Annotated in this window: 22 protein-coding genes; 5 read left to right on the forward strand and 17 right to left on the reverse strand. The window is 68.7% G+C overall.

What is annotated here, in order from left to right; translation table 11 throughout:
• Positions 1 to 188 precede the first annotated feature (188 nt).
• From ACTWP6_RS18660 to ACTWP6_RS18670, 3 genes are all read right to left on the reverse strand, one after another.
• A complete protein-coding gene (locus tag ACTWP6_RS18660; protein WP_260754878.1) occupies positions 189 to 1,016 on the reverse strand; it encodes an acyl-ACP desaturase in 828 nt (275 codons plus the stop codon).
• Positions 1,017 to 1,147: 131 nt separating this feature from the next.
• Positions 1,148 to 2,611 (reverse strand): glycine hydroxymethyltransferase, encoded by a 1,464-nt coding sequence (locus ACTWP6_RS18665; protein ID WP_443188472.1) that lies wholly within the window; start codon positions 2,609 to 2,611, stop codon positions 1,148 to 1,150.
• 18 nt (positions 2,612 to 2,629) lie between these two features.
• Positions 2,630 to 3,847, reverse strand: a complete 1,218-nt coding sequence (locus ACTWP6_RS18670; RefSeq protein ID WP_260754880.1) for a DUF885 domain-containing protein — start codon at positions 3,845 to 3,847, stop codon at positions 2,630 to 2,632.
• A 31-nt stretch (positions 3,848 to 3,878) separates the two neighbouring features.
• Here ACTWP6_RS18670 and coaA point away from each other — a divergent pair, with 31 nt between their 5' ends.
• The gene (gene coaA / locus ACTWP6_RS18675) at positions 3,879 to 4,817 is read left to right on the forward strand and encodes a type I pantothenate kinase (RefSeq protein WP_260754881.1); all 939 of its coding nucleotides are present in this window, start codon (positions 3,879 to 3,881) and stop codon (positions 4,815 to 4,817) included.
• On the opposite strand, the gene ACTWP6_RS18680 is transcribed toward coaA, so the two are convergent.
• From ACTWP6_RS18680 to ACTWP6_RS18700, 5 genes are all read right to left on the reverse strand, one after another.
• A complete protein-coding gene (locus tag ACTWP6_RS18680; RefSeq protein ID WP_443188473.1) occupies positions 4,789 to 6,300 on the reverse strand; it encodes an FAD-dependent oxidoreductase in 1,512 nt (503 codons plus the stop codon). The two genes, coaA and ACTWP6_RS18680, sit on opposite strands and share 29 nt — an antisense overlap.
• Positions 6,301 to 6,368: 68 nt before the next feature.
• A complete protein-coding gene (locus ACTWP6_RS18685; RefSeq protein ID WP_260754882.1) occupies positions 6,369 to 6,779 on the reverse strand; it encodes a hypothetical protein in 411 nt (136 codons plus the stop codon).
• 110 nt (positions 6,780 to 6,889) lie between these two features.
• Positions 6,890 to 7,303 (reverse strand): hypothetical protein, encoded by a 414-nt coding sequence (locus ACTWP6_RS18690; RefSeq protein ID WP_443188474.1) that lies wholly within the window; start codon positions 7,301 to 7,303, stop codon positions 6,890 to 6,892.
• Between the two features lie 88 nt (positions 7,304 to 7,391).
• Positions 7,392 to 8,741, reverse strand: coding sequence for a hypothetical protein (locus tag ACTWP6_RS18695; protein ID WP_443188475.1), 1,350 nt, complete (start codon positions 8,739 to 8,741; stop codon positions 7,392 to 7,394).
• Between the two features lies 1 nt (position 8,742).
• A complete protein-coding gene (locus ACTWP6_RS18700; RefSeq protein ID WP_443188476.1) occupies positions 8,743 to 9,534 on the reverse strand; it encodes a (2Z,6E)-farnesyl diphosphate synthase in 792 nt (263 codons plus the stop codon).
• A 56-nt stretch (positions 9,535 to 9,590) separates the two neighbouring features.
• Between ACTWP6_RS18700 and trhA the strand changes: the two genes are divergently transcribed.
• Positions 9,591 to 10,331 carry a PAQR family membrane homeostasis protein TrhA gene (gene trhA, locus ACTWP6_RS18705; protein ID WP_443188477.1) on the forward strand — a complete coding sequence of 247 codons (741 nt, stop codon included), beginning with the start codon at positions 9,591 to 9,593 and terminating at the stop codon, positions 10,329 to 10,331.
• A gap of 402 nt (positions 10,332 to 10,733) precedes the next feature.
• On the opposite strand, the gene ACTWP6_RS18710 is transcribed toward trhA, so the two are convergent.
• From ACTWP6_RS18710 to mca, 4 genes are read right to left on the reverse strand one after another with little or no spacing between them, the layout of a single operon-like run.
• Entirely contained in the window at positions 10,734 to 11,105 is a 372-nt protein-coding gene (locus ACTWP6_RS18710; RefSeq protein ID WP_260754887.1) for a nuclear transport factor 2 family protein, read from the reverse strand.
• Positions 11,106 to 11,115: 10 nt separating this feature from the next.
• Positions 11,116 to 13,128, reverse strand: coding sequence for a thioredoxin domain-containing protein (locus ACTWP6_RS18715; RefSeq protein WP_443188478.1), 2,013 nt, complete (start codon positions 13,126 to 13,128; stop codon positions 11,116 to 11,118).
• The gene (locus ACTWP6_RS18720) at positions 13,115 to 13,420 is read right to left on the reverse strand and encodes a hypothetical protein (RefSeq protein WP_260754889.1); all 306 of its coding nucleotides are present in this window, start codon (positions 13,418 to 13,420) and stop codon (positions 13,115 to 13,117) included. The genes ACTWP6_RS18715 and ACTWP6_RS18720 overlap by 14 nt, the downstream gene beginning before the upstream one ends.
• Positions 13,420 to 14,289, reverse strand: coding sequence for a mycothiol conjugate amidase Mca (gene mca / locus ACTWP6_RS18725; RefSeq protein ID WP_260754890.1), 870 nt, complete (start codon positions 14,287 to 14,289; stop codon positions 13,420 to 13,422). The genes ACTWP6_RS18720 and mca overlap by 1 nt, the downstream gene beginning before the upstream one ends.
• 117 nt (positions 14,290 to 14,406) lie before the next feature.
• Between mca and ACTWP6_RS18730 the strand changes: the two genes are divergently transcribed.
• From ACTWP6_RS18730 to ACTWP6_RS18740, 3 genes are all read left to right on the forward strand, one after another.
• Positions 14,407 to 14,829: a DUF4307 domain-containing protein gene (locus ACTWP6_RS18730; RefSeq protein ID WP_260754891.1), complete on the forward strand. Its 423-nt coding sequence runs from the start codon at positions 14,407 to 14,409 to the stop codon at positions 14,827 to 14,829.
• A gap of 223 nt (positions 14,830 to 15,052) precedes the next feature.
• Positions 15,053 to 15,547 carry a transcription elongation factor GreA gene (gene greA, locus ACTWP6_RS18735; protein ID WP_260754892.1) on the forward strand — a complete coding sequence of 165 codons (495 nt, stop codon included), beginning with the start codon at positions 15,053 to 15,055 and terminating at the stop codon, positions 15,545 to 15,547.
• A 61-nt stretch (positions 15,548 to 15,608) separates the two neighbouring features.
• Positions 15,609 to 16,280 carry a GOLPH3/VPS74 family protein gene (locus tag ACTWP6_RS18740; protein WP_260754893.1) on the forward strand — a complete coding sequence of 224 codons (672 nt, stop codon included), beginning with the start codon at positions 15,609 to 15,611 and terminating at the stop codon, positions 16,278 to 16,280.
• Between the two features lie 27 nt (positions 16,281 to 16,307).
• Here the strand turns inward: ACTWP6_RS18740 and ACTWP6_RS18745 are convergent, their stop codons facing one another.
• The 5 genes from ACTWP6_RS18745 to ACTWP6_RS18765 form a co-directional block, all read right to left on the reverse strand.
• Complete coding sequence (locus ACTWP6_RS18745; RefSeq protein WP_260754894.1) at positions 16,308 to 17,489, reverse strand: cystathionine gamma-synthase; 1,182 nt, start codon at positions 17,487 to 17,489, stop codon at positions 16,308 to 16,310.
• 268 nt (positions 17,490 to 17,757) lie between these two features.
• Positions 17,758 to 18,255 (reverse strand): RDD family protein, encoded by a 498-nt coding sequence (locus ACTWP6_RS18750; RefSeq protein ID WP_260754895.1) that lies wholly within the window; start codon positions 18,253 to 18,255, stop codon positions 17,758 to 17,760.
• Positions 18,256 to 18,345: 90 nt separating this feature from the next.
• Positions 18,346 to 19,290 carry a hypothetical protein gene (locus tag ACTWP6_RS18755; protein ID WP_260754896.1) on the reverse strand — a complete coding sequence of 315 codons (945 nt, stop codon included), beginning with the start codon at positions 19,288 to 19,290 and terminating at the stop codon, positions 18,346 to 18,348.
• Positions 19,291 to 19,616: 326 nt separating this feature from the next.
• Positions 19,617 to 21,011 carry a cystathionine beta-synthase gene (locus ACTWP6_RS18760; RefSeq protein ID WP_260754897.1) on the reverse strand — a complete coding sequence of 465 codons (1,395 nt, stop codon included), beginning with the start codon at positions 21,009 to 21,011 and terminating at the stop codon, positions 19,617 to 19,619.
• 53 nt (positions 21,012 to 21,064) lie between these two features.
• The gene (locus tag ACTWP6_RS18765) at positions 21,065 to 22,135 is read right to left on the reverse strand and encodes an alpha/beta hydrolase (protein ID WP_260754898.1); all 1,071 of its coding nucleotides are present in this window, start codon (positions 22,133 to 22,135) and stop codon (positions 21,065 to 21,067) included.
• Positions 22,136 to 22,279 lie beyond the last annotated feature (144 nt).

Consider the following 22,279-nt stretch of genomic DNA (forward strand, 5'->3'; position numbering starts at 1 on the left):
GGCTGCGCGAGTTCCTGCGGCCCCACACGAACTTCTCGGTGGACACACAAGCGGTCTCAGGACCGGGGCCGGCCCTCTCAATCGGGACCGCCCGGACAGCAGAGCATGTCGCTAGCCATCGGAATCGACGCTACTCCCGCTGCAGCAACCACGCCTTGCAGGCGCGCCGGGACTGCGCGTCGCGTGCGTTAAGAGCTGATGAACTGCGCGAGTTGCGGATCGTCGGCCACGCCCCACGCGGTGATGCGGTCGGAGATGACCTTGCGCAGGTCGTCGCGATCGAAGATGTCCGCCTCGGCGACCGTGGCCACCTTGTCCTGGTAGGCGTCGATGTCGCCGCCGACGACGTCGAGACCGGCGGCGCGGCGCGCGATGGCCGCAACGGTCTCGTCGCGCGTGTAGGTCAGGCAGTGGGCGACGAGGTTGGCGAAGAACTCCTCGTGCCGCTCTTCGTCCTTGGCGATCCGGCCGACGAGCGCCTTGAGCACCGGCTCGTCGATCCGCTGCTCCAGGTTGCGGCAGAACACCGCGTGCGCGCGCTCCCACAGCGCCATGAACGCCAGCGTCTCGACCTGGGTGTAGGTGTCGGCGCGGTAGCCCTTCATCACGTGCTGGACGCGGACGTCCTCGTTGGCGGCCGGGTCGACCTCGCGGGTGACCACCAGGTAGTTGCGCAGCGCGACCGCGTGCAGGTGCTCCTCGGCGGTCCAGCGGCCCATCCAGCGGCCCCATTTGTCCTCGAGGATGAAGTGTTCGACGAGCTCGCGGTGGTAGCCGGCGAGGTTGTCCTTGGTGATCAGCAGAATTTCGAGGGCGTCGGTGACGTGCTTGGGCAAGCTCACGTCCGACGGTTCCCAATCCCGCCCGCCGAGGAAGGCGAAGTTCTCCCCCTGGTCGAAGGGCACATAGTCGTGGGCGAACCAGACGTCCTCGGTGTCGAGGTGGCGCCGCAACTCCTGCAGCACCACGGGCTCGAGTTCGAGAGTCAGCGCATTAGCGACAGGTTTCTGTGCCATGCGGTTACAGTAACCCAATTCTGTGGGGATCGTAAAATTCTTGACCCCCGACACTCCGCCGAAATCGCATTCCACGCGGCCTGTCGCGCCCGAGGGCCGCGTGGAATGCGATTTCGGCGTGCATCAGAGCGTCAGAGGGTGAGCCCTGGGTAGAGCGGGTTTGCGTCGAGCAACTCGGCCGAGGCGGCGCGCACCCGCTCGGCGGTGCCGTCGGCCAGGATGTACTTGGCCTTCGACGGACCATTCGGCCCGGCGGCGGGCTGGGTATTGCTCAGCACCTCCACCACCAGTTCGGCGACGCGGTCGAAGTCGTCGGCGCCGAAGCCTCGGGTGGTCAGCGCGGGTGAGCCGAAGCGGATGCCGCTGGTGTACCAGGCGCCGTTCGGATCGGCCGGGACCGCGTTGCGGTTGGTGACGATGCCGGCGTCCACCAGCGCCGATTCGGCCTGCCGCCCGGTGAGCCCGAACGACGTCACATCCAGCAGCACCAGATGGTTGTCGGTGCCGCCGGTCACGAGCCCGGCGTCCCGCTTGAGCAGGCCGTCGGCCAGCGCCTGGGCGTTGTCGGCGACGGCCTGGGCGTACTCGCGGAACTCCGGCCGCCGGGCCTCGGCCAGCGCGACGGCCTTGGCCGCCATCACGTGCGACAGCGGGCCGCCGAGCACCATCGGGCAGCCCTTGTCCACGGCGGGCGCGTACTCCTCGGTGGCCAGCACCAGGCCGCCGCGCGGGCCGCGCAGCGACTTGTGCGTGGTGGTGGTCACGACGTGCGCGTGCGGAACCGGGTCCTCGTCGCCGGTGAACACCTTGCCCGCCACCAGGCCGGCGAAGTGCGCCATGTCCACCAGCAGCGTGGCGCCGACCTCGTCGGCGATCTCGCGCATCTTCGCGAAGTTGATCCGGCGCGGGTAGGCCGAGTAGCCCGCGACCAGCACCAGCGGCTTGAACTCGCGGGCAGCAGCGGCGACGGCGCCGTAGTCGATGAAGCCGGTGGTCGGGTCCGTCCCGTACTGGCGCTGATGGAACATCTTGCCGGAGATGTTGGGCCGGAACCCGTGCGTGAGATGCCCGCCGGTGTCCAGCGACATGCCCAGCAGGCGCTGGTTGCCGAGTTTGGCCCGCAGCTTCTCCCAGTCCGCCTCGGACAGGTCGTTGACGTGCTTGGCGCCCAGCTCGGCGAGGCCGGGGGCCTCGACACGGGTGGCCAGGATCGCCCAGTACGCGACCAGGTTGGCGTCGATGCCGGAGTGCGGCTGGGCGTAGGCATACTGCGCGCCGAACAGCTCGCGGGCGTGCTCGGCGGCCAGCGCCTCGACGGTGTCGACGTTCTGGCAGGCCGCATAGAACCGGTGCCCGACGGTGCCTTCGGCGTACTTGTCGGAGAACCACGTGCCCATGGTCAGCAGGACCGCCGGAGACGCGTAGTTCTCGCTGGCGATGAGTTTGAGCGAATCCCGTTGATCGGCAAGCTCTTTACGGGTGGCGTCGGCGATGCGCGGCTCGACGGACTCGATCACCCGCAGCGCGGCGCGGTAGGCCTCGCTGGCGGTGTCGGCGTACTCGGCACCCAGACCTGACGGGGACGAAGAAGTCATGGCAGAAAGCCTAAACGTTCAGGCGGCGCGCAACGACGACGGGATCAGCGGCTCGTCCAGCAGCGTGCGGAACCGCTCGGTCAGACCGACACCGTCGGGCCGCGCGTCGAGCCATTCCCGCAGCAGCCGGTACCCCTCGACGTAGGTGCTGGTGTAGGCCCGCCACAGCGGCGAGGACAGGAACCGCAGCATCTGCCGGGCCCGTTCGTCGTTGACCAGCAGCCACCGCTTCAGGAAGTCGACGACGTCGTCGACGTCGCGGTGTTCGTCGTGCAGCATCAGCGCCGCGTCCTGCCGCACGTCGGCCAGCGCGGCCGTCGCCTCCGAGATCGCCGCCGCGCGCTCGCCGTCGAACCGCATACCCAGGTCGGCATAGATGTCGGACGCCCAGCTTCCCCACTGCGGTCCGACCGCCGCGTACAGCGCCAGGTCGGCCAGCCCCTCTGCCATCAGGCACTGCGGGGTGTTGACCAGGAAGATCGTCTGCTCGGCTTGATTTCGACCGGCCACCAGCCGTTCTTCTTTGCGGCAGTGCTCGGTGTGGTGACCGGGGTAGGACTCGTGGGCCACCAGCCGCGGCAGGTTCGACATCTGCTGCTTGAGGTCGGCGTTGACCGCCACCGTGGACTGGTAGTCGCCTTTGTAGTAGTTGAACCCCGACCACGGTTTGTCGGTCACCACCTCGTAGGTGATGGTCTCGCGCGCCGGCAGCGGAAACGTGGCCCTCACCCGGTCCCGCAGGGCGCTGGAGAACGCATGGATGGCCTCCTCCAGGCGGGCCGGCGGGATCTCCTCGGCCGCCCGGTAGGCCTGGATGCGCTCAGCCAGCGGGCCGCTCCCGCCCAGCGCCTCGTCGAGCGCGGCGTGCGCCTGCCGGTACCTGTCCGGATCGCCCTTGCTGATCCGGACGTCGAAGTACGCCTCCACCTCGTCGACGAACCCGACCTGCTCGCCGGCGAACTTGCGTCCCGCGCAGGCCAGGGCGCGCAGGTGGGAGCCGACGAACGCTGCCCGGTCGTCGTCCAGGCCGGCGGGCAGTTCGGTCAGCAACCGCTCGGCCTGACGGGCCAGGTCAGCAGGGTCGGGCCGCGGCTCGGATTCCACCATCCGCTTCAGGGCGGGGTCGCCGGTGAACGAGTCGACATAGCCTTCCTCGACCCGGTCGAAGCGCAGCCCGAGCAACAGGTATTCGGTGACCAAGGATGCTGAAGCCCCAGAATCGATACCTACGTCCATGGCTCCCCAACCTAACTGCAAGACTGTGGCCATGGCGCGGCTGAGCGAACCCAGCCCTTACGTGGAGTTCGACCGGACCCAGTGGCGGGCGCTGCGTATGTCGACACCGCTGAAGCTGACCGAGGATGAACTGGTCCGGCTGCGGGGTCTCGGCGAGAAGATCGACCTGCTCGAGGTCGAAGAGGTCTATCTGCCCCTGGCGCGATTGATCCACCTGCAGGTGGCGGCCCGGCAAGCGCTCTTCGCGACGACGGCGGAGTTCCTCGGGGAGCCGCAACAGAACCCGGACCGGCCGGTGCCGTTCGTGATCGGCGTGGCCGGCAGCGTGGCGGTCGGCAAATCCACCACCGCCCGTGTGCTGCAGGCACTCCTGGCACGCTGGGAGCACCACCCGCGCGTGGACCTGGTCACCACCGACGGGTTCCTGTACTCCAACGCCGAGCTGAGCAGACGGAACCTGATGCACCGCAAGGGTTTCCCCGAAAGCTACGACCGCAGGGGGCTGATGAGGTTCGTCACCGCGGTCAAGTCGGGTTCCGACGCGGCGTGCGCGCCGGTGTACTCACATCTTCTCTACGACATCGTGCCGGGCGAGAAGCAGATCATCGAACATCCGGACATCCTGATTCTGGAAGGCCTCAACGTCCTGCAGACCGGGCCGGCGCTGATGGTGTCGGACCTGTTCGACTTCTCCGTCTATGTCGACGCGCGCATCGAGGACATCGAGAACTGGTACATCTCCCGGTTCCTGTCGATGCGGGAAGGCGCGTTCGCCGACCCGGCCTCACACTTCCACCACTACTCCACGCTGACCGACGAGCAGGCCGTGTTCGCCGCCCGTGACATCTGGCATTCGATCAACCGTCCCAACCTGATCGAGAACATCCTGCCGACCCGCCCGCGCGCCACCCTGGTGCTACGCAAGGACTCCGATCACTCCATCAACCGGCTGCGGCTTCGGAAGTTGTAGCGCGCGCGGCGGGTCCTAGGCCGTCCAGAGGCCCGCAGCGCACGCCGCACCGCTCCCGCACGGTGTCGAGGACCTCACGCAGGTGGGCCCGTTCGCGTCGGTGGGTCAGCACGAAGCGCAGCGCGCCGGCAGTGCGGCGCGGCCACGGATACCAGCGGTCGAAGTCCAGGCCGCATTCGCCGAAGACCTTCGACGGCATCACATCGGCCATCAGACCCAGGTTGTACTGCGCCAGCGCGAACATCGCATACGGCAGCACCGCCTTGTGCCGGTTCATCATCTCCTGCAGGTCGAATTCGTAGAGCGGCACGTCGCGCACCTTGTCCAGGAACATCAGGTGGGTCATGAAATAACCCATGAACGACGACAGATGCATTGTGGCCGAACGCGTTTGGATGGACAGCACAGCACCGTCCGCGGACGTGTAGGGCTCGTAAGGGTAGTCCCCGTTGTCCAGATAGCCGGTGCAGTTGACGATCCAGCTGCCGTTGTCGACGGGCCTGGACGCACCGCTGCGCAGGACCAACTCCGCGGCGCCGTTGCGGTCGACGACGTCGTCGAAATGGTCCATCACCACCTCGTGGATGCCGCCGGCGATGGTCTTGTTCTCCGCCTCGGACAGCACCCCGAGCAGAAAGTTGTTCGTGTACGGGGTCATCCACGTGCCATAGGTGGTGCGGAACCAGTCGGCGACCTCTTGCTCGTTGGTGCCGTCGAACCGCCGGCACATGTCCACGGCCATGCTGCTCAGCAGCGTGCTGCCGACCCACCGCCGCCGTCCGGACGGAAAGAACTTGTCCCGGCTGGCGAAAAAGGTGCCGGAGCCGGCCACCAGGTTGATCTCCCGGCCGGGGCAGTTCGTGATGAGCGTGTGCGCGGTGTCCATCGCGGTCTTGCCACCGCCGATGATGTACACCGGACTGCTGCTGGAGCCGATGTCACCGGTGCGCACATCGCAGGTGTCCGGCGACACCGACCGCACCCGCCTGCTCGACACGGGCAGCGGGTCGTTGGGCGTCACCCGGATGCCGTAGGCCTTGATCAGCCGCTCGGCCTGGATCACCCGGGTGCCTCCGTCAGGGGTACGGCAGGTGATCCGGACTCCGCCGGCGAACGGTTCGTCGGACCGGTACTCCCAGCCGTAGCGCTCGTCGACCGTCACCCGTTTCCTGATCTCGTCAAGACAGTGGTTCAGGTGAGCGAGGACCTCGTCCTTGGCGGGCAGGTACGACGGCTCCCGGCCCAGCGTCCAGGCGATGTTGCCCGCGGTGAACATCGGATGGGGCTGGTGCAGCCGCACATAGGAGTAGGTGTCGACCCACATGCCACCGGCGCTGGGGCGGCGGTCGATGAGGACGATCTTCTGGTCGCGGCCCAGATAGCGACTCGCGGCGAACATCGCATTGAGCCCGGCGATCCCGGCGCCGACGACGCAGAGGTCGCACGTGTCCGCCGAGGTGGTGTGATCTGCGGTGACGGACACGGCGACCTCCCTCTGACCGACGTGTTCTCAGTGTGAGCGCGCGGCGCGGCGACGGTGTAGGTGGTCGACTACCTGTCTTTGATCTGGCGTAGTCCGGCGTATTGGACGGCCCCTATCACGGCTGTGTAGGCGGCGCCGCCGAGCAGCATCGCCATGCCCCAGCCGGTCACCGGCCATAGGTCGGCGAACGCCGTCGCGGTGAACCCGACCGTGAAGAGCGCGTTGGCGGTGATCGTCGCGATCGCGCCCGGACGGACGCGCCGCACACCCGCGAGCCGGTAGACGACCACGCCGTAGACGAGGAAGAAGATCCCGAGTGCGTATTCGACGGCCACCGGTATGCCGGTCAGCGCCGACAGCCAGCCGGCGGCCGCGACGAACGGCACACCGGTCACGCCGACGAGTACGGCGTCCAGGCGCATCGCGAAACGGAGCAGCCCGTCCCGGGCGGTGGTGGTGGAGGCGGTCAGTGCGGTCATCGTGCAGTCCTTCCTCTAGGTGCTGCGAGTCGCTGCAGCGGGGACCGGTTCCGGAGCCGACGCCACGACCTCTTGTGACGGCGACTCCGGACCCGGAGTTCGGGTCCGGGTCACGCCAGCCGGCGCAACCCGAGGTATTGCAGAACGGCAAGGCCGACGGTGGCGGCGGTGAACGCGGCCGCCGAGGCCATGCCGAAGGCCGTCAGCGGCAACCAGCCCGCCGCCAGCACCACGACGGTCGCCAGGGTGAACGCAGCGTTGCCGGCGACCACGCCCATCCCGACGCGCCGAATGTCGCGTAGACCGGCCGCGCCGTACAACAGCACGCCGTAACCGACGAGGGCCGCGCCGGCCACCCACTCGGCTGTCGGGGACAGCCCGGACAACCGGGACAGCGCGTCGGCGGCCATCGCGACGAACAGGCCGACGCCGCCGCACAGGGTGGCGTCGGCGCGTAACGCGAAGCGCAGCAGCTGCGCATCGGAACGGTGTGCCGGGCGGTGCCGGGTGGTGATGGCGGTCATGGCTCACAGCGTCCGTGGCGGCCGCTGCCAGGTCGATACCACATGCTGCCAGTTACTGCCAACCGCAGGTCGCAGCCCTGCGCCGACGCTAGTGGGCGGCGACGAGGTTGCTGCGCAGGTCGGTGGCGATGACGCGCGCGGCAGCGTTCTGCCAGTTGTGCAGCGAGCGCTGGGGCACCTCGGTGACGAACCACTGCCAGGCCTGCCGGGCGAGCGGATCGAGCCCGGCGGCCGTCGCGTTCTGCGCGTAGGCACGGACGCCGACCACGTACGGGAAATACAGCGAGTTGTAGTGCCGCCACTGCTCGCTGGTGCCGAAATCCCCGCCGTTGCGCGGCTTGAGCGCGGCGATCCGCTCGGCCAGCAGCGCCCGCAGCTCGTTGGCCCGTTCCAGCGGCTGATCGGGTGCGCCGCGCCGGGCCAACCGCTCGTCGATGACCGGCAGCGCGGTCAGCGGACTGGCGACGAGCTTGGATAGGTCGCCGTAGTGGCCGAGCGCGCGGCGGGTGACCCGCACGAAGGTGTCCTCATCCATGCCGTCGAGCGGGCTGGCCGAGCGCAATGGCAGCGCCGATTCGGTGTTGCGCAACGCCGCGCGGTCGGCGCGCAGATCCGGCGAACGCGAGAACGCGAGCCGGTCCAGTAGTCCGGCCAGCGGATCGGCCAGCACGTTGATCGCGATCGCCACCCCCAGGCTGGTGAACAACAGCACCGTCAGCGTCGTCGACCGGCCGGCCACCGCCAGCGCGATCAGCACCTGACCACCGAAGAGCACCGCGACGGCCGTGGTGCCCACGAAGGAGCGCAGCATGTCCCGGCGCAGCGCGTGGCCCTCGTCGAACGCGTCACCGATCGCGACGGCGATGCCGAGCAGCGCGACGTCGAACCCGGTGGACGCCAATGCCAGCCAGCTCGGCACCAGCCCGAGCGGGATCACCAGGATCGCGTTGCCCAACGCGAAGAACAGCGTCGCGACGACGACGAAACCCACGACGGGGCCGGGCTGGGCGCGACGCAGCACGGCGCGCACCATCGCGGCGACCGACGGCACCGACACCGCGGCGAACAACACCCAGTGTCCGAGGCGCAGCGGGCCTTGCACGTCGCCGGCCATCGCCGCCCCCAGGAACGCCACGGTGGCCACACCCGTGACGAGGGCGACCTCGCCGGCCCGGCTGCGCCAGGTGTCGCGGGGCCGGGACAGTTCCAGCAGCACCGCGAACCACGCGATGCCGGGCACCGCGACCAGATAGATCTCGACCCGGCTCAGCGCCGCGGAGTCGCTCACCACCCGGACGGCGTCCAGCGCCACCACCGACGCGAAGCTGGCCAGGCCGACGGCCGCCAGCACGAGCACGGTCTTGCGCGGGTCCCGCGCGAGCAGATACAGCCCCAGCCACCAACTCAGTGCGAACACGAGCGCGGACAGGGCGAGCATGTCAGCGTCCGTATCTGCGGTGGCGTGCCGTGTAGTCGCGCAGCGCGCGCAGGAAATCCACCCGCCGGAACTCCGGCCAGTACGCCTCGGTGAACCACATCTCCGAATAGGCGCTCTGCCACAACAGGAATCCGGACAGTCGCTGCTCCCCCGAGGTGCGGATCACCAGATCGGGGTCGGGCTGTCCCGAGGTGTACAGGTTCTCCGAGATGCCCTCGGCCGTCACCGCCTCGATCAGCTGTTCGCCGGTGGCGCCGTTGGCCAGTTCCTTGCTCAGCAGTGCGCGGACCGCGTCGACGATCTCCTGCCGGCCGCCGTAACCGACGGCGACGTTGACGTGGAAGTCACCGCCGTTCCCGTCGGTCGAGGCCACCGCCTCGCGCAGCCGGCGCGCCGGCTCCTCCCCGATCAACTCCAGATCCCCGACGGTGCGCACGGTCCAGCGGTTGGCCGGGGCGCAGATCTCCTCGACCACCTCGGTGATGATCTCGATCAGCGCCGCCAGTTCGTCGTCGTCGCGCTGCAGGTTCTCGGTCGAGAGCAGGTACACCGTCGCCAGTTCGATGCCGGCCTCCTGGCACCAGCGCAGCATCTCGGCGATCTTGCCCGCCCCCGCGCGATAGCCGAAACTGACGTCGTCGTGGCCCAACTCACGTGCCCAGCGGCGATTTCCGTCACACAGCACGGCGATATGGCGGGGCAGTTCCGAGCGTGATGCCGTGAGCCCCTGGCGCAGGCGCATCTCGTAGAGCCGGTACATCGGTTCTTTGAGGCGCCGCGGAATGAGGTCCACGATCAACCAGACTACTGTGACGCGAGGAAGCTCCTGAGCCACTCAGCGGAGGTGAGATGCCGACATCGCTCGAACCGTGGTACTTCGCCGAATCGCCGCGGGAACCTCGGGAAGCCGAGGACTTTCCCGAAGCCGTCGCCGGCGGCGTCGCGCAGTTCCTGGGCAAGCCCAGGCTGCGGGGCTGGATTCACGTGTACTCGGCGGTGATCGCGGTGATCTGCGGCGCGACACTGGTCGCCGTGTCGTGGTCGCTGCAGTCCACCCGCGCCGGCATCGCGACGCTGATCTACACGCTGACCATCGTCGCGATGTTCACCGTCAGTGGGGTCTATCACCGGGTGAACTGGACGTCGGTGACGGCGCGCAAGTGGATGAAGCGCGCCGACCATTCGATGATTTTCCTGTTCATCGCCGGCAGCTACACGCCGTTCGCGCTACTGGCGCTGCCCGAGAACGACGGTCTGGTGCTGTTGTGGATCGTGTGGAGCGGCGCGCTGGCCGGCGTCGCGCTGAAGATGCTGTGGCCGTCCTCGCCGCGCTGGCTCGGGGTACCGCTGTACATCCTGCTGGGGTGGGTCGCGGTCTGGTTCATCGGTCCGATCATGCACGGCGCCGGGGTGGCGGCGGTGGTGCTGCTGATCGTCGGCGGCGCGCTCTACAGCGTTGGTGGTGTGCTGTACGCGCTCAAGTGGCCCAACCCGTGGCCCAGGACGTTCGGGCACCACGAGTTCTTCCACGCGTGCACCGCTGTCGCGGCGATCTGCCACTACATCGCGATGTGGTTCGCCGTCTTCTGATCTCCCTATGGGCGCGTGCGTCTATGGGCGCGACCATGTCACCTGGCGAGCGTGCGTCACCTGGCGCGAGCGTGCGTGTCAGCGGGCGACACGCCGCGGCAACCCTATACTTTGCGCACGCTCACCACTACGTAGCCGGGGGGTCCCGACGAGCGCGGCCGCAGTCGAAGGCAAAGCTCCGCCGTCTGCTGCGCGCAGAGAGGCGACGCCGTGGCGGCACTCCGGGACAGCGGCGACCGGCGAAGGACGGCCGGACCATGGCATTCCCCGACGATCGCACTCCCGGATGTGGCACTCCCGGACGATCGCACTCCCGGACGACGGACGAGCGTGCGCAAAATCCGGTTCTGGCCCGGCGTGTCCACCTCAGACACGCACGCTCGCGCTGAAAAGGCTGGCGCGCTAGAGCTGCGTGACGTCCTGCGGGCCCCAGTAGGCCTTCATCGACGTGATCTGGCCGTCGCCGTTGAACGTCATCACCTCGATGGGCTCGATCCGCATCGCGCCGCCCACGGTGATCGCGAACACGAACGCCGCCTCGTGCCCGCCGGCGCGGAAGTTCAGCAGTTCGGTGGTGATCTGGCCGCCGGCCTCGATGGACTTGTAGAAGCCGGCGATGGCCTGCCGGCCGATGTGCACCTCACCACCGCCCACGGGGTCTTCGAGGGTGGCGTCCTCGGCGTAGAGCGCAGCGACGTCGGTGGCGGTGCCGCCGGCGACGGTGTCGAGATAGCGCTGGACGAAACCCTGTAAGACATCCGGCTCGAAACTCATGAGCGGCAGGCTACACGGACGGCCCGAGCGCGGCGGCGAGATCCTCGACCGTGGTGACGGGCATATCGCAGACCCGGCCGCGGCACACGTACGCGGCGTCCGCGTCGCCGACCCGGGGCCGGGCGCGCAGCAGCTCGGATGAATCCACCTCGCCGCCGATCACGACCGCTCCGCCCGGCGCCAGCCTGCGCGCCGCCGCCAGCAGCGCCGAATCCGCGCCGCCGGCCACCGCGACCTGGATCGGACCGCGCACGGCGGCCTCGGACACCGCCAGCCAGTGCCCCGCCGAACGCGGAGCGCGCTCCAGCAGCACGGTCGCGGCGGCCAGGGTGGCCTCGGCCGCCGCCGAGTACCGCTGCGCGGCGGGTTCGGCCGCCAGATGCGCGGCCAGCTGCAGAGCCTCGGCCATCAGCGATGCGCCTGAGGGCGTGGCACCGTCGAGCGGGTCCGACGGTCGCAGCACCAATTGCTCGGCGTCGTCGGCGACGTCGAACCAGCGGCCGGGGACCTCCGGGTCTGCGAAGTGCTCCAGCGCGAGATCGAGCAGTCGGCACCCGTGATGCAGCCACTCCGGCTCCGCGGTGGCCTGGTGCAGTGTCAGCAGACCGGTGGCCAGCGCGGCGTGATCCTCGAGCACCGCCACACTGTCGCCGACGACGCCGCCGAGGCTGGAGCGCCGCAACCGGCCCTCGACCACATGCAGGGCGAGTAGCCGCCGGGCGCTTTCGGCTGCGGCGTCGAGGTATTCGGGCCGGGCGCCGGCGAACGACGCCTCGGCCAGCGCGGTGATCGCCAACCCGTTCCAGGCCGTCACCACCTTGTCGTCGCGCGCCGGTTGCGGCCTGAGGCGCCGCGCGGCGCGCAGTGCCGTGCGCACCCGCTCGAAGCGATCCGGGTCGTCCGGGTCGGTGTGCAGCTGCAGCACCGAGGTGCCCGCGTCGAAGGTCCCTTCCTCGGTCACCCCGAAAAGCGCTGCCGCCCAACGCCCGTCACCCTCGCCGAGCACTTCCGTGAGTTCGTCCGAGGTCCACACGTAGGTCAGCCCCTCGACCCCGGCGGCGTCGGCGTCCAGTGAGGAGACGAACATCTCACCGTCGCGCAGGTCGTCGAGCAGGAACCGCGCTGTCTCGTGAAGAACCTTGTGCGCCAAAGGATTCGCGGTCCGGCGTGCCCAGTGCGCGTACACCCGCAGCAGCTGGGCGTTGTCGTAGAGCATCTTCTCGAAGTGCGGCACCACCCACGCCGCGTCGACGCTGTACCGGGCGAAGCCCCCGCCCAGCTGGTCATAGATGCCGCCGCGCGCCATCGCCTCACAGGTCCGCACCACCGGGGCCAGGGACGATCCGGTGCGTTCGTGGTGACGCAGCAGCGCTTCCAGCAACGCCGACGGAGGAAACTTCGGGGCGCGCCCGGGACCGTTGGCGAACCCACCGTCGACGGTGTCCTCGTCGCGCAGCACCGCCTCCACCGCGCCGTCGCACACCTGGGCCGCGACAGCCGGGCCGCCGCCCGGCAGGCCGGAGGCCATCGACCGCAGCTCGGCGGCGATCCTGTCCGACGTCTCCTCCACCTCGGCGCGGCGGGTGCGCCAGGTCTCGGTGACCGCGGCCAGCAGTTGCAGGAAGGTGCCCTTCGGGTAGTAGGTGCCGCAGAAGAACGGTCTGCCGTCAGGGGTCAGAAAGCACGTCATCGGCCAGCCGCCCTGACCGGTCAGGGCCACGGTGGCGTTCATGTACACCGCGTCCAGGTCGGGACGCTCCTCGCGGTCGACCTTGATGCAGACGAAGTTCTCGTTGGCGGCCGCTGCGACTTCGGCGTCGGCGAAGGACTCGTGAGCCATCACATGGCACCAGTGGCAGGCCGCGTATCCGATCGACAGCAGGACGGGCACGTCGCGTTCGGCAGCCCATGCCAGCGCGTCCGGCGTCCACTGCTGCCAGTGCACCGGGTTGTCGGCGTGCTGCCTCAGATACGGGCTCGTGGCCCGCGATAGGGAATTTCTCGAGCCGTCAGCTCGAGCCACGTTCCGTCCCGTCGGCCGGATTCTCGGTGGCCAGGTCGGGGTCGGCGCCGATCTCGCCGACCGGGGCGGCACCGCCTTCGACACCGTCGGACTCGGCGGTGTCGAAGGATTTCGGCAGTTTGCGCAGATGCCGGTTCATCGACCACACCAGCCCGAATACCGCGATCAGCAACAGGATCACGATGATCAGCCCGAACGGGCTAGCCTTGCCGAAATCAGGCCCGGTCTGGCGGGGACCGTCTTCCTGGGCCACCGTCAACAGCTCCAGGCCCAGAGTCAGGACGTCGTTCATCAGCGTTCCTCGATCCCGGAGAACAGGTCGGTCTCGGGCAGCACCACCGGCACCCTCGACCTGGCCAGTTCGAATTCCTCCGTCGGCCACAGCCGCTGCTGCCATTCCATCGGCGTGGTGAAGAAGAAGCTGTTGGGGTCGATCTGCGTCGCGTGCGCCAGCAACGCGTCGTCACGCTGAGCGAAGTACTTCGAGCACTCGATCCGCGTGGTCACCCGCTTGGCGAGCAGGTCCTCCTCCGGGTCCCAGCTCTCCAGCCACTTGCTGAACGGACCTTCCTTGCCGTGCTTGGCGAACTCGTCCTGCAGGATCTGCATGCGCTGCCGCAGGAAGCCGTGGTTGTAGTACAGCTTGGACACGCTCCACGGTTCGCCGGCATCCGGGTACAGCAGGTGGTCGGCGGCGGCCTCGTAGGCCGCGACGGAGACCTGGTGGCATTTGATGTGATCGGGGTGCGGGTAGCCGCCGTTCTCGTCGTACGTCGTCATCACGTGCGGCTTGAACTCCCGGATCACCTTCACCAACTCCCGGGTCGGTATCTCCAGCGGCTCCAGCGCGAAACAACCCTCGGGCAACGGCGGCAGCGGGTCGCCCTCCGGCAGCCCCGAGTCGACGAACCCGAGCCAGTGATGCTCGACCCCGAGGATCTGCGCGGCCCTGGCCATCTCGTCGCGGCGGATCTCCGGCATCCGGCCGTGGACCTCGGGTAGGTCCATCGCCGGATTCAGGATGTCGCCGCGCTCCCCGCCGGTCAGCGTCACGACCATCACGCGAACGCCCTCATCGACGTAACGCGCCATCGTCGCGGCACCCTTGCTGGACTCGTCGTCCGGGTGCGCGTGCACGGCCATCAACCGCAGTTCGCTCAACCTCGTCCTTATCAGCTGTTTTTCTGCTTGCCCACTCACGCTTCAGTTCAACCACGGGAGTGGCCCTATAGTTCCAGGTCTAGTAGACCCATCCGACCGACGGGCATGCAAAACGAGATGATCGACCGCCCTACCGAGCGCTACGGACAACAGCGGCTCAGCCGGCGCGCGCGCCGCCGGATCGCCATCGGACTGACCGTCCTGGTGGTGTTGACCGGCATCGTCATCGCCATGGTGGCGTTCAGCCGCTTCGGTTCCAGCGAGGTCAAGGGCGAACTCGCCGGCTACCGGGTGGTAGACCCGCACACCGTCGACGTCACCGTCAGCGTCACCCGCGACGACCCGTCGCGCCCGGTGGTGTGCATCGTGCGCGCCCGATCCTACGACGGCGACGAGACGGGGCGGCGCGAGGTGCTCGTGCCGCCGTCCGCGGACGTGACGGTGCAGGTCACCACCACGGTGAAGGCGAGCAGGCCGGCCGTCATCGGCGACGTCTACGGGTGTGGAATCGACGTCCCCGGGTATCTGGTCGGTGGCTGAGAACCGTCTGCACGCCCAACGGTCGTCGACAAAATTCTGAAGTTCGCCCGATCCGACGGTGCTATGCTGGGCCGATACACGGTTCCTGCTGGGGCCGTGTATTGCTGCATTTGGGAGCTCAGATCCGACGCTGCCGATGCCGGCGATACACGCACGAGTCACCCGGCGCCGTGCCAGACATCGAACGCGACAAGCGCGGAAGCAACAACGACAGGAGCAGGACATGACCGACACTCAGGTCACCTGGCTGACCGAAGAGTCCTACGACCGCCTCAAGGCGGAGCTGGACCAGCTGATCGCCAACCGTCCCGTCATCGCCGCCGAGATCAACGACCGCCGCGAAGAAGGAGACCTCCGGGAGAACGGTGGCTACCACGCCGCCCGGGAGCAGCAGGGCCAGGAAGAGGCCCGCATCCGCCAGCTGCAGGAGCTGCTCAACAACGCCAAGGTCGGCGAGGCCCCGAAGCAGTCCGGCATCGCACTGCCCGGCTCGGTGGTCAAGGTGTACTACGACGACGACGAGAACGACACCGAGACGTTCCTGATCGGTACCCGGGAGCAGGGCGTCAGCGACGGCAAGCTCGAGGTGTACTCCCCCAACTCCCCGCTCGGCGGCGCGCTGATCGACGCCAAGGTCGGCGAGTCGCGCACCTACACCGTGCCCAGCGGCAACACCGTCAAGGTGACGCTGGTCAGCGCCGAGCCGTATCACGGCTGACCGGAGCGGGGCGGCCTGCGGCTGATCCGCGGCCTCGCCGCGCCGCGTTAGTCTCCGACGCATGGCGCAGATCGCAGAGGACCTGTTCCTGCTGCTTGTCGACAACGCGTCCGCGCAACCGGCTCTGGACAGCCCGCGCCGTGAGCGTGCGCTCGCGGCCGCGATGCTGCTCGACCTGGCACACGCATGCCGGGCGCGTCCGGCGGTGGCCGGCGAACCGGTTCCGGCGGGCCGACTGGTGGCGCTCGACGCCGCCGGTCCGCTGGACCCGCTGACGGCCGCGGCGTTCGAGCTGCTGCGCGCCAAACCCCTGACGCCGGGCCAGGCCGTCAAGAAGCTGAGCAGAGACAGCGAGAACCTCGTCGCCGGGCAGCTGGAACGCGGCGGGCAGATCCGTCGAATCCCTCACTCGGGCAAGCTGTTCGGTCGTACCTACGCGTACCCGCTGACCCATCGCGGCCGCGCGGACGCAGCCCGCGCGGCGCTGATGGCCGCGCTGTTCGAACGGCGGCCGCCGGCACCGGCGACGGCCGCGGTCATCACCGTGCTGCACACCGTCGACGGGCTCGGCGCGCTGCTGAGCCTCAACGACCGCGGTTGGCGCTGGGTGCATGCCCGCGCCGGGGAGATCGCGCTTGGCAGCTGGGTCGACGAGTCACCGACCGGGCTGCCCGAGGTGAACCTCGCCGTCACGGCGTCCGCGGTCCGCCAAGCGCTGACCCAACTCGTCTAGTCGTACGACGTCCAGCTGTAGCGGAAGCTAACCGAGGGAGCCGAGCGCCTGCTCGACGTCACCGAGCAGGTCGGCGGTGTCTTCAATTCCGACGGACAGGCGCACCAGGTCGTCGGGCACCTCCAGCTGAGAACCGGCGGTCGACGCGTGGGTCATCGCGCCCGGATACTCGATCAGCGACTCCACCCCGCCGAGCGACTCGGCGAGGATGAAGATCTCGGTGCGGGCGCAGAAGTCACGGGCGGCCTGGGGGCCGCCGCGCAGCCGCACCGACACCATCCCGCCGAATCCGCTCATCTGGCGGGCGGCGACATCGTGATTGTGGTGGCTGGGCAGGCCCGGGTAGAGCACCGTCGTGATGGCGGGGTGCCCGTCGAGGAATTCGGCGATCGCGGCGGCGTTCGCGCTGTGCTTCTGCATCCGCAGCGGGAGTGTCTTGAGCCCGCGGATGGTCAGGTAGGCATCGAACGGTCCGGGCACCGCACCCGCGCCGTTCTGCAGGAACGCGAACGCGTCGTCGAGTGCCTCGTCGTTGGTCAGCAGCGCTCCCCCGACGACGTCGGAGTGCCCGCCGATGTACTTGGTCGTCGAGTGCAGCACGATGTCGGCGCCGAGCGACAGCGGCTGCTGCAGCGCCGGCGACGCGAACGTGTTGTCGACCAGCACCTTCGCCCCCGTCGCCGCGCCCACCTCGGCGATGCCGGCGATGTCGGCGATCGACAGCAGCGGGTTGGTCGGCGTCTCGACCCAGATCAGCTTGGTGCGGTCGGTGACGGCCGCGCGCACCCGGTCGAGATCCGACAAAGCCACCGCGGTGTAGCTGATGCCCCACAGGCTGAACACCTTGTCGATCAGCCGGAAGGTGCCGCCGTAGGCGTCGTCGGGGATCACCAGGTGGTCGCCGGGACGCAGCACCGCGCGCAGTACGCAGTCGGTGGCGGCCATGCCAGAGCTGAACGCGCGTCCGTAGGACGCGCCCTCCATCGCCGCGAGCGCCCCTTCCAGCACCGAGCGGGTCGGGTTGCCGGTGCGGGCGTATTCGAAGCCGCCGCGCAGCCCGCCGACCCCATCCTGGGCGAAGGTCGAGCTGGCGTAGATCGGCGGGTTGACCACGCCGGTGGCCGGGTCGGGCCGGTAACCGGCGTGAATGGCCTTGGTGGCCGGCCCGTAAGCCCGGTAATGATCGGCCGCGCTGCGCTGCTCACTCATGACTGCCAAGGCTAGCTGTGTACAACGTGGGCATGTCTGCCCACCAGTCATCGCCGACGACCGCCACGCCGGATTTCGGCTCCAATCCCGGGGGTATGCTTCGCCCGGCGCAGTCGGCGCGGCACGGCACTGTCTGCAGACGACACTGGACTACGTCGGCACCCGCGCGGTATTCGACGGGCCGCACTCGAGTGATCAACCGAGCCAGGCAAAGATCGCCCGCGAATGCCGAACCCTTTTGGGGGCCAACGGGAGCCCCTCACCGGCGTCAGCGCCTTCCGGTGGCCACGCATACGGTCCCGACGAGTTTGTCGGCCAGGGTCTGCCTCCTGGCATCCCACAGCGGGAACAGAAAGCCGAGAAAGCAGGCGGCCGCGTCGACCACATGCACCAGCTGCCGTAACAGCGAGGCGCTGAATCCGATTGGCTGCCAAGTCTTCTCGTCGACCACGCGGAAGCGCAGCACCGACTTGCCCAGGCTGGTGCCGGTGGAGCCCTGGCGGACACCGTAGTTCCACAGCAGGTAGGCCGCCGACAGCACGAACATCAGCGCTGCCAGTACGCCGGTCGCCGTCGTGGTGACCGACGCGCACGCGACGCCACCGTTGTCGAAGGTGACACAGTCCATCGCGGTGCTGCTGATCGCGACGGCCTCCCAGATTCCCCACCCGAGGCAGAGCGGGATCACGTCGATGACCGTGGCCGCCACCCGCGCCGTCCACGTCGCGTAGGCCCGGCGCCCAAGGCCCGGCGCAGTTCGGTTCACGACCCCATCATCCCCGGGCCGCACTGCGGCACAACGAGATGTCGGCGTGTCCGCGTCAGGCGGACACGCCGACATCGGCCAGGTCAGGAGTTACGGGATGGCGGGCGCGACGTAGCCACCGTTGAGGGTGCGGTAGGTGTACACCAGCAGCAGGGCGGCCAGCGGTGCCGCCACGAGCAGGCCCACACCGCACAGCAGCGCGCCGACCAGGACCACCGCGATGCTGGTGAGCCAGATCAAGAACACCGGACCGACGTTGTTCTTGGCGGTCTCGAAGCTCGACTTGATCGCGTCCATCGGTGACAGGTTGCGGTCGAGCACCGCGATGGTGGTGAACATCAGCAGGAAGCTGGCGATCACGCCCGGCACGATGCACAGGAAGAACCCGATGGTGGTGATGACGCCGACGATCAGTCCGGCGATGATCACGTTGCCGATATTGCGCGGCCGGAAGAACGACCCCACCGTGACCTGCTGACCGTTGGCGATGTCGAAGATACCGCCCAGGAACGCCGATTGGATGGCGGCTCCGACGATCAACGACAGGAACCAACCGACGATCGACACCAGGATGCCGGCGACACCGGTGGTGGCATACGAGAACGACAGGCCGCTGTCGTCGGCGACATAGCTGGTGTCTCCGGGCGACACCAGCATCTGCACGATGCTGATGATGCTCTGCAGCGCGATGATCACGACGGCGAAGACCAGCGTCGCGACGATCAGCGGGATGGCGTTCTTGCTGAACTTGTTCCACGCCCAGTTGAACGCCTCACCGACGGTGAGTGACGGCCGAGCCGCCGGCGGGAATCCGCCCTCCGGTCCGAAGCCGCCGCTGGGCATCCCCGGTGGCGGAGGGGGTGGGTAGCTGCCCTGGGCGTGCGTCGGGGGCGGGAAACCGCCGCCGGGCGGCGGCCCGAAACCGCTGCCGGGCGGCGGCGGAGGTGGCGACTGGTAGCCCCCGGGCGGCGGCGGTGGCGGGTAACCGCCCGGTGGCGGTGGCGGATAGCCGCCGGGCGGCGGATTCTCTGTCATCGATTTCTCCTGATCTCGGTTGCGAACGAAGCGCGAACCGTCCCCTTCATCTTGTGTGCCACGACATCACTGTCGAAGTTCGAATCGCGATGAGCCTGAGGCCTTCTCGCCGACTCCGGCTGGAAGGTAGCCGACGGGGCAGGCGTGATCAACAGCTTTCCTGCTCCGGGGGCGTCCCCCAGGCGGACCGGCGGCGGACCCGGTGAACACGTGGCGAACGATGGTCGGTCGATCATGGACGCCCTTCCGCTCGCACGTGGCTGGACAAGCGTGCTCACATTACCTGAGCAGGGCGGCCGAACAGCGGTTTCTCGCGCGACCGTGCGTCAGCCGCGTGCGCTGCCCTCCGACAGGTAACCGAGGAGGTCGTGACGGGTGAGCACGCCGACGGGCTTGCCCTCTTCCACCACCATCACCGCGTCGCACTCGCGCAGGTTCTTCGCCGCGGTGCTGACCAGTTCGCCGGCGCCGATCAGCGGCAGCGGCGGGCTCATGTGCTCGGCGACCGCGTCGGCGAGTTTGGCGCGGCCCTCGAACACCGCGGAAAGCAACTCGCGTTCGGACACGCTGCCGGCGACCTCGCCGGCCATCACCGGAGGTTCCGCGCCCACCACCGGCATCTGGGACACCCCATACTCGCGCAGGATGCCGATGGCGTCGCGCACCGTCTCGGACGGGTGGGTGTGCACCAGATCGGGCAGGTTCCCGGACTTGCCGCGCAGGACATCGCCGACAGTGGACTCCTCGACGGACCCGTCGAGCCGACTGCGCAGGAATCCGTAGGAGGACATCCAGTTGTCGTCGAAGATCTTGGACAGGTAGCCGCGGCCGCCGTCGGGCAACAGGACCACCACGAGCGAGTCAGGGCCCTCGCGTTCGGCGACCTTGACCGCGGCCACCGCCGCCATTCCGCACGACCCGCCGACGAGCAGCGCCTCTTCGCGGGCCAGCCGCCTGGTCATGTCGAACGAGTCGGCATCGGAGACGGCGATGATCTCGTCGGGAACCGTCGGGTCGTAGGCCGACGGCCAGAAATCCTCGCCGACACCCTCGACCAGATACGGCCGCCCGGTGCCGCCGGAGTACACCGACCCCTCGGGGTCCACGCCGACGACCTTGACCCGTCCGCCGGAAACCTCCTTGAGGTAGCGGCCGGCTCCGGTGATGGTGCCTCCGGTGCCGACCCCGGCGACGAAGTGGGTGATCTTGCCCTCGGTGTCGGCCCAGATCTCCGGGCCCGTCGTCTCGTAGTGGCTCTCCGGCCCCATCGGGTTGGAGTACTGGTCGGGCTTCCACGCACCGTCGATCTCCCGGACCAGCCGGTCCGAGACGCTGTAGTAGCTGGCCGGGTCGTCGGGTGCGACGGCGGTCGGGCACACCACGACCTCCGCCCCGTAGGCGCGCAACACGTTGCGCTTGTCCTCGCTGACCTTGTCGGGGCATACGAAGACGCACTTGTACCCCCGCTGCTGGGCGACCAGGGCCAGCCCCACCCCGGTGTTGCCGGAGGTCGGTTCGACGATGGTGCCGCCCGGTTTGAGCTCACCGCTGGCCTCGGCGGCGTCGATCATCTTGACCGCGATGCGGTCCTTGGAGCTGCCGCCCGGGTTCAGGTACTCGACCTTGGCCGCGACCATGCCCGCGCCAGGCGGCACGACCGAGGTTAGCTCTACCAGAGGAGTGTTACCGACGAGGTCACTGATGTGCCGGGCGATGCGCATGCGTCCATCGTCCCAGGCCCGTCACCGCGCAGCCAGGCGGCCTCCGGCCGGTGCTACCAGGTGGCCTCGCGAATGTACTCACCGATTTGCCGAAGCGAGCGTTTGGCCTCGGGCACCGTGGGCGCGCCCAGCTGGAACACGTGCATCTGCCCCGGCCAGACGCGTACCTCGACGGGCACTCCGGAGGCGGCGAGCAGCCGGGCGGCCTTGCGCGCGTCGCTGAGCAGGACCTCGGACCCCGACACGTGGATCAAGGTGCGCGGCAGGCCGGGTTCGATGTGGTCGAGCGGCTCGTACACCTCTTCCGGCCGGCCGTCGACGATCCGGCGTTCGGCGGCCGCTTCGATGAGCTCGACCAGCGCGTGGAACGCCTTCGGCGGGAACATCGCGTCCGTGCGGGCGTTCGGGTGGTCGGCGCGGGCCTCGTTGTCGATCTCGAACAGCGGGGACATCGTCACGACGGCCGCCGGCGTCTCGCCGACGAAGCCGTTGGTGCCCTCGGCCTGCAGCCGCTCGGCCAGCGACAGCGCGAGATAACCCCCGGCCGAGTCCCCGGCCAGCACGATCTGGTCGGGCTCGTAGCCGAGGTCGCGCAGCCAGCGGTAACCGTCGTAGCAGTCGTCGAGCGCCGTGCCGACCGAGTGCTTCGGGATCATCCGGTAGTTGACCACCAGAACGGGCGCATCGGCGTACCTCGACAGCGCGGTCACCAGGCGCCCGTGGGTGTTCACCCCGCAGGTCAGGAACGCTCCGCCGTGCAGGTAGAGAATCACCGAGCGATTACCGTCGGCGGGCAGCACCCCGGCGGCGCGGACCAGCTGGGCGTTGCAGTGCGGCAGGCCGATGGTGGCGCGCACGGTGCCCGGCGCCGGCTTGAGTACGCGAGCGGCGAAATCGACCAGGCCCCAGGGCCACGGCAGCTTGGGCGCGTAACTGCCCACCGTCAGGAACGGCCTGATGGTGGCCATGGCGGCCAGCCCCATGAGCCGTCCGGCGATGCTCGGACCGTCTTCGACCACCTCGACGGGAGCTCCGTCAGAGACCGGGAAGCGGCGCGGCTTCTGCCCTCGTGCTGCCCTGATGCCCAGCGGGGATGAGCTGGGAATCTTGCTCGGTGCCGTCATCGCCACCACTTCCTACGACGTTGTAGTCCGGGATAAGCCAAGTTATTCAGACGAGCTCGTAACTTAGCTTGACACCTGTAACCACTATCACAATGGGTTAAACGCAGATGGTGTCGGAGTCGATACCGCACTGTGATGGCTCTT

This window comes from Mycobacterium sp. 4D054 (assembly GCF_052245755.1).
In the GTDB taxonomy this organism is placed as follows: Bacteria; Actinomycetota; Actinomycetes; order Mycobacteriales; family Mycobacteriaceae; genus Mycobacterium.

Coding starts and splice junctions, on each gene's coding strand:
- ACTWP6_RS18660 (WP_260754878.1), bottom strand. CDS start 1,016: ATGGCACAGAAACCTGTCGCTAATGCGCTGACTCTCGAACTCGAGCCC.
- ACTWP6_RS18665 (WP_443188472.1), bottom strand. CDS start 2,611: ATGACTTCTTCGTCCCCGTCAGGTCTGGGTGCCGAGTACGCCGACACC.
- ACTWP6_RS18670 (WP_260754880.1), bottom strand. CDS start 3,847: ATGGACGTAGGTATCGATTCTGGGGCTTCAGCATCCTTGGTCACCGAA.
- coaA (WP_260754881.1), top strand. CDS start 3,879: ATGGCGCGGCTGAGCGAACCCAGCCCTTACGTGGAGTTCGACCGGACC.
- ACTWP6_RS18685 (WP_260754882.1), bottom strand. CDS start 6,779: ATGACCGCACTGACCGCCTCCACCACCACCGCCCGGGACGGGCTGCTC.
- ACTWP6_RS18690 (WP_443188474.1), bottom strand. CDS start 7,303: ATGACCGCCATCACCACCCGGCACCGCCCGGCACACCGTTCCGATGCG.
- ACTWP6_RS18695 (WP_443188475.1), bottom strand. CDS start 8,741: ATGCTCGCCCTGTCCGCGCTCGTGTTCGCACTGAGTTGGTGGCTGGGG.
- trhA (WP_443188477.1), top strand. CDS start 9,591: ATGCCGACATCGCTCGAACCGTGGTACTTCGCCGAATCGCCGCGGGAA.
- ACTWP6_RS18710 (WP_260754887.1), bottom strand. CDS start 11,105: ATGAGTTTCGAGCCGGATGTCTTACAGGGTTTCGTCCAGCGCTATCTC.
- ACTWP6_RS18720 (WP_260754889.1), bottom strand. CDS start 13,420: ATGAACGACGTCCTGACTCTGGGCCTGGAGCTGTTGACGGTGGCCCAG.
- ACTWP6_RS18730 (WP_260754891.1), top strand. CDS start 14,407: ATGATCGACCGCCCTACCGAGCGCTACGGACAACAGCGGCTCAGCCGG.
- greA (WP_260754892.1), top strand. CDS start 15,053: ATGACCGACACTCAGGTCACCTGGCTGACCGAAGAGTCCTACGACCGC.
- ACTWP6_RS18740 (WP_260754893.1), top strand. CDS start 15,609: ATGGCGCAGATCGCAGAGGACCTGTTCCTGCTGCTTGTCGACAACGCG.
- ACTWP6_RS18745 (WP_260754894.1), bottom strand. CDS start 17,489: ATGAGTGAGCAGCGCAGCGCGGCCGATCATTACCGGGCTTACGGGCCG.
- ACTWP6_RS18755 (WP_260754896.1), bottom strand. CDS start 19,290: ATGACAGAGAATCCGCCGCCCGGCGGCTATCCGCCACCGCCACCGGGC.
- ACTWP6_RS18760 (WP_260754897.1), bottom strand. CDS start 21,011: ATGCGCATCGCCCGGCACATCAGTGACCTCGTCGGTAACACTCCTCTG.
- ACTWP6_RS18765 (WP_260754898.1), bottom strand. CDS start 22,135: ATGACGGCACCGAGCAAGATTCCCAGCTCATCCCCGCTGGGCATCAGG.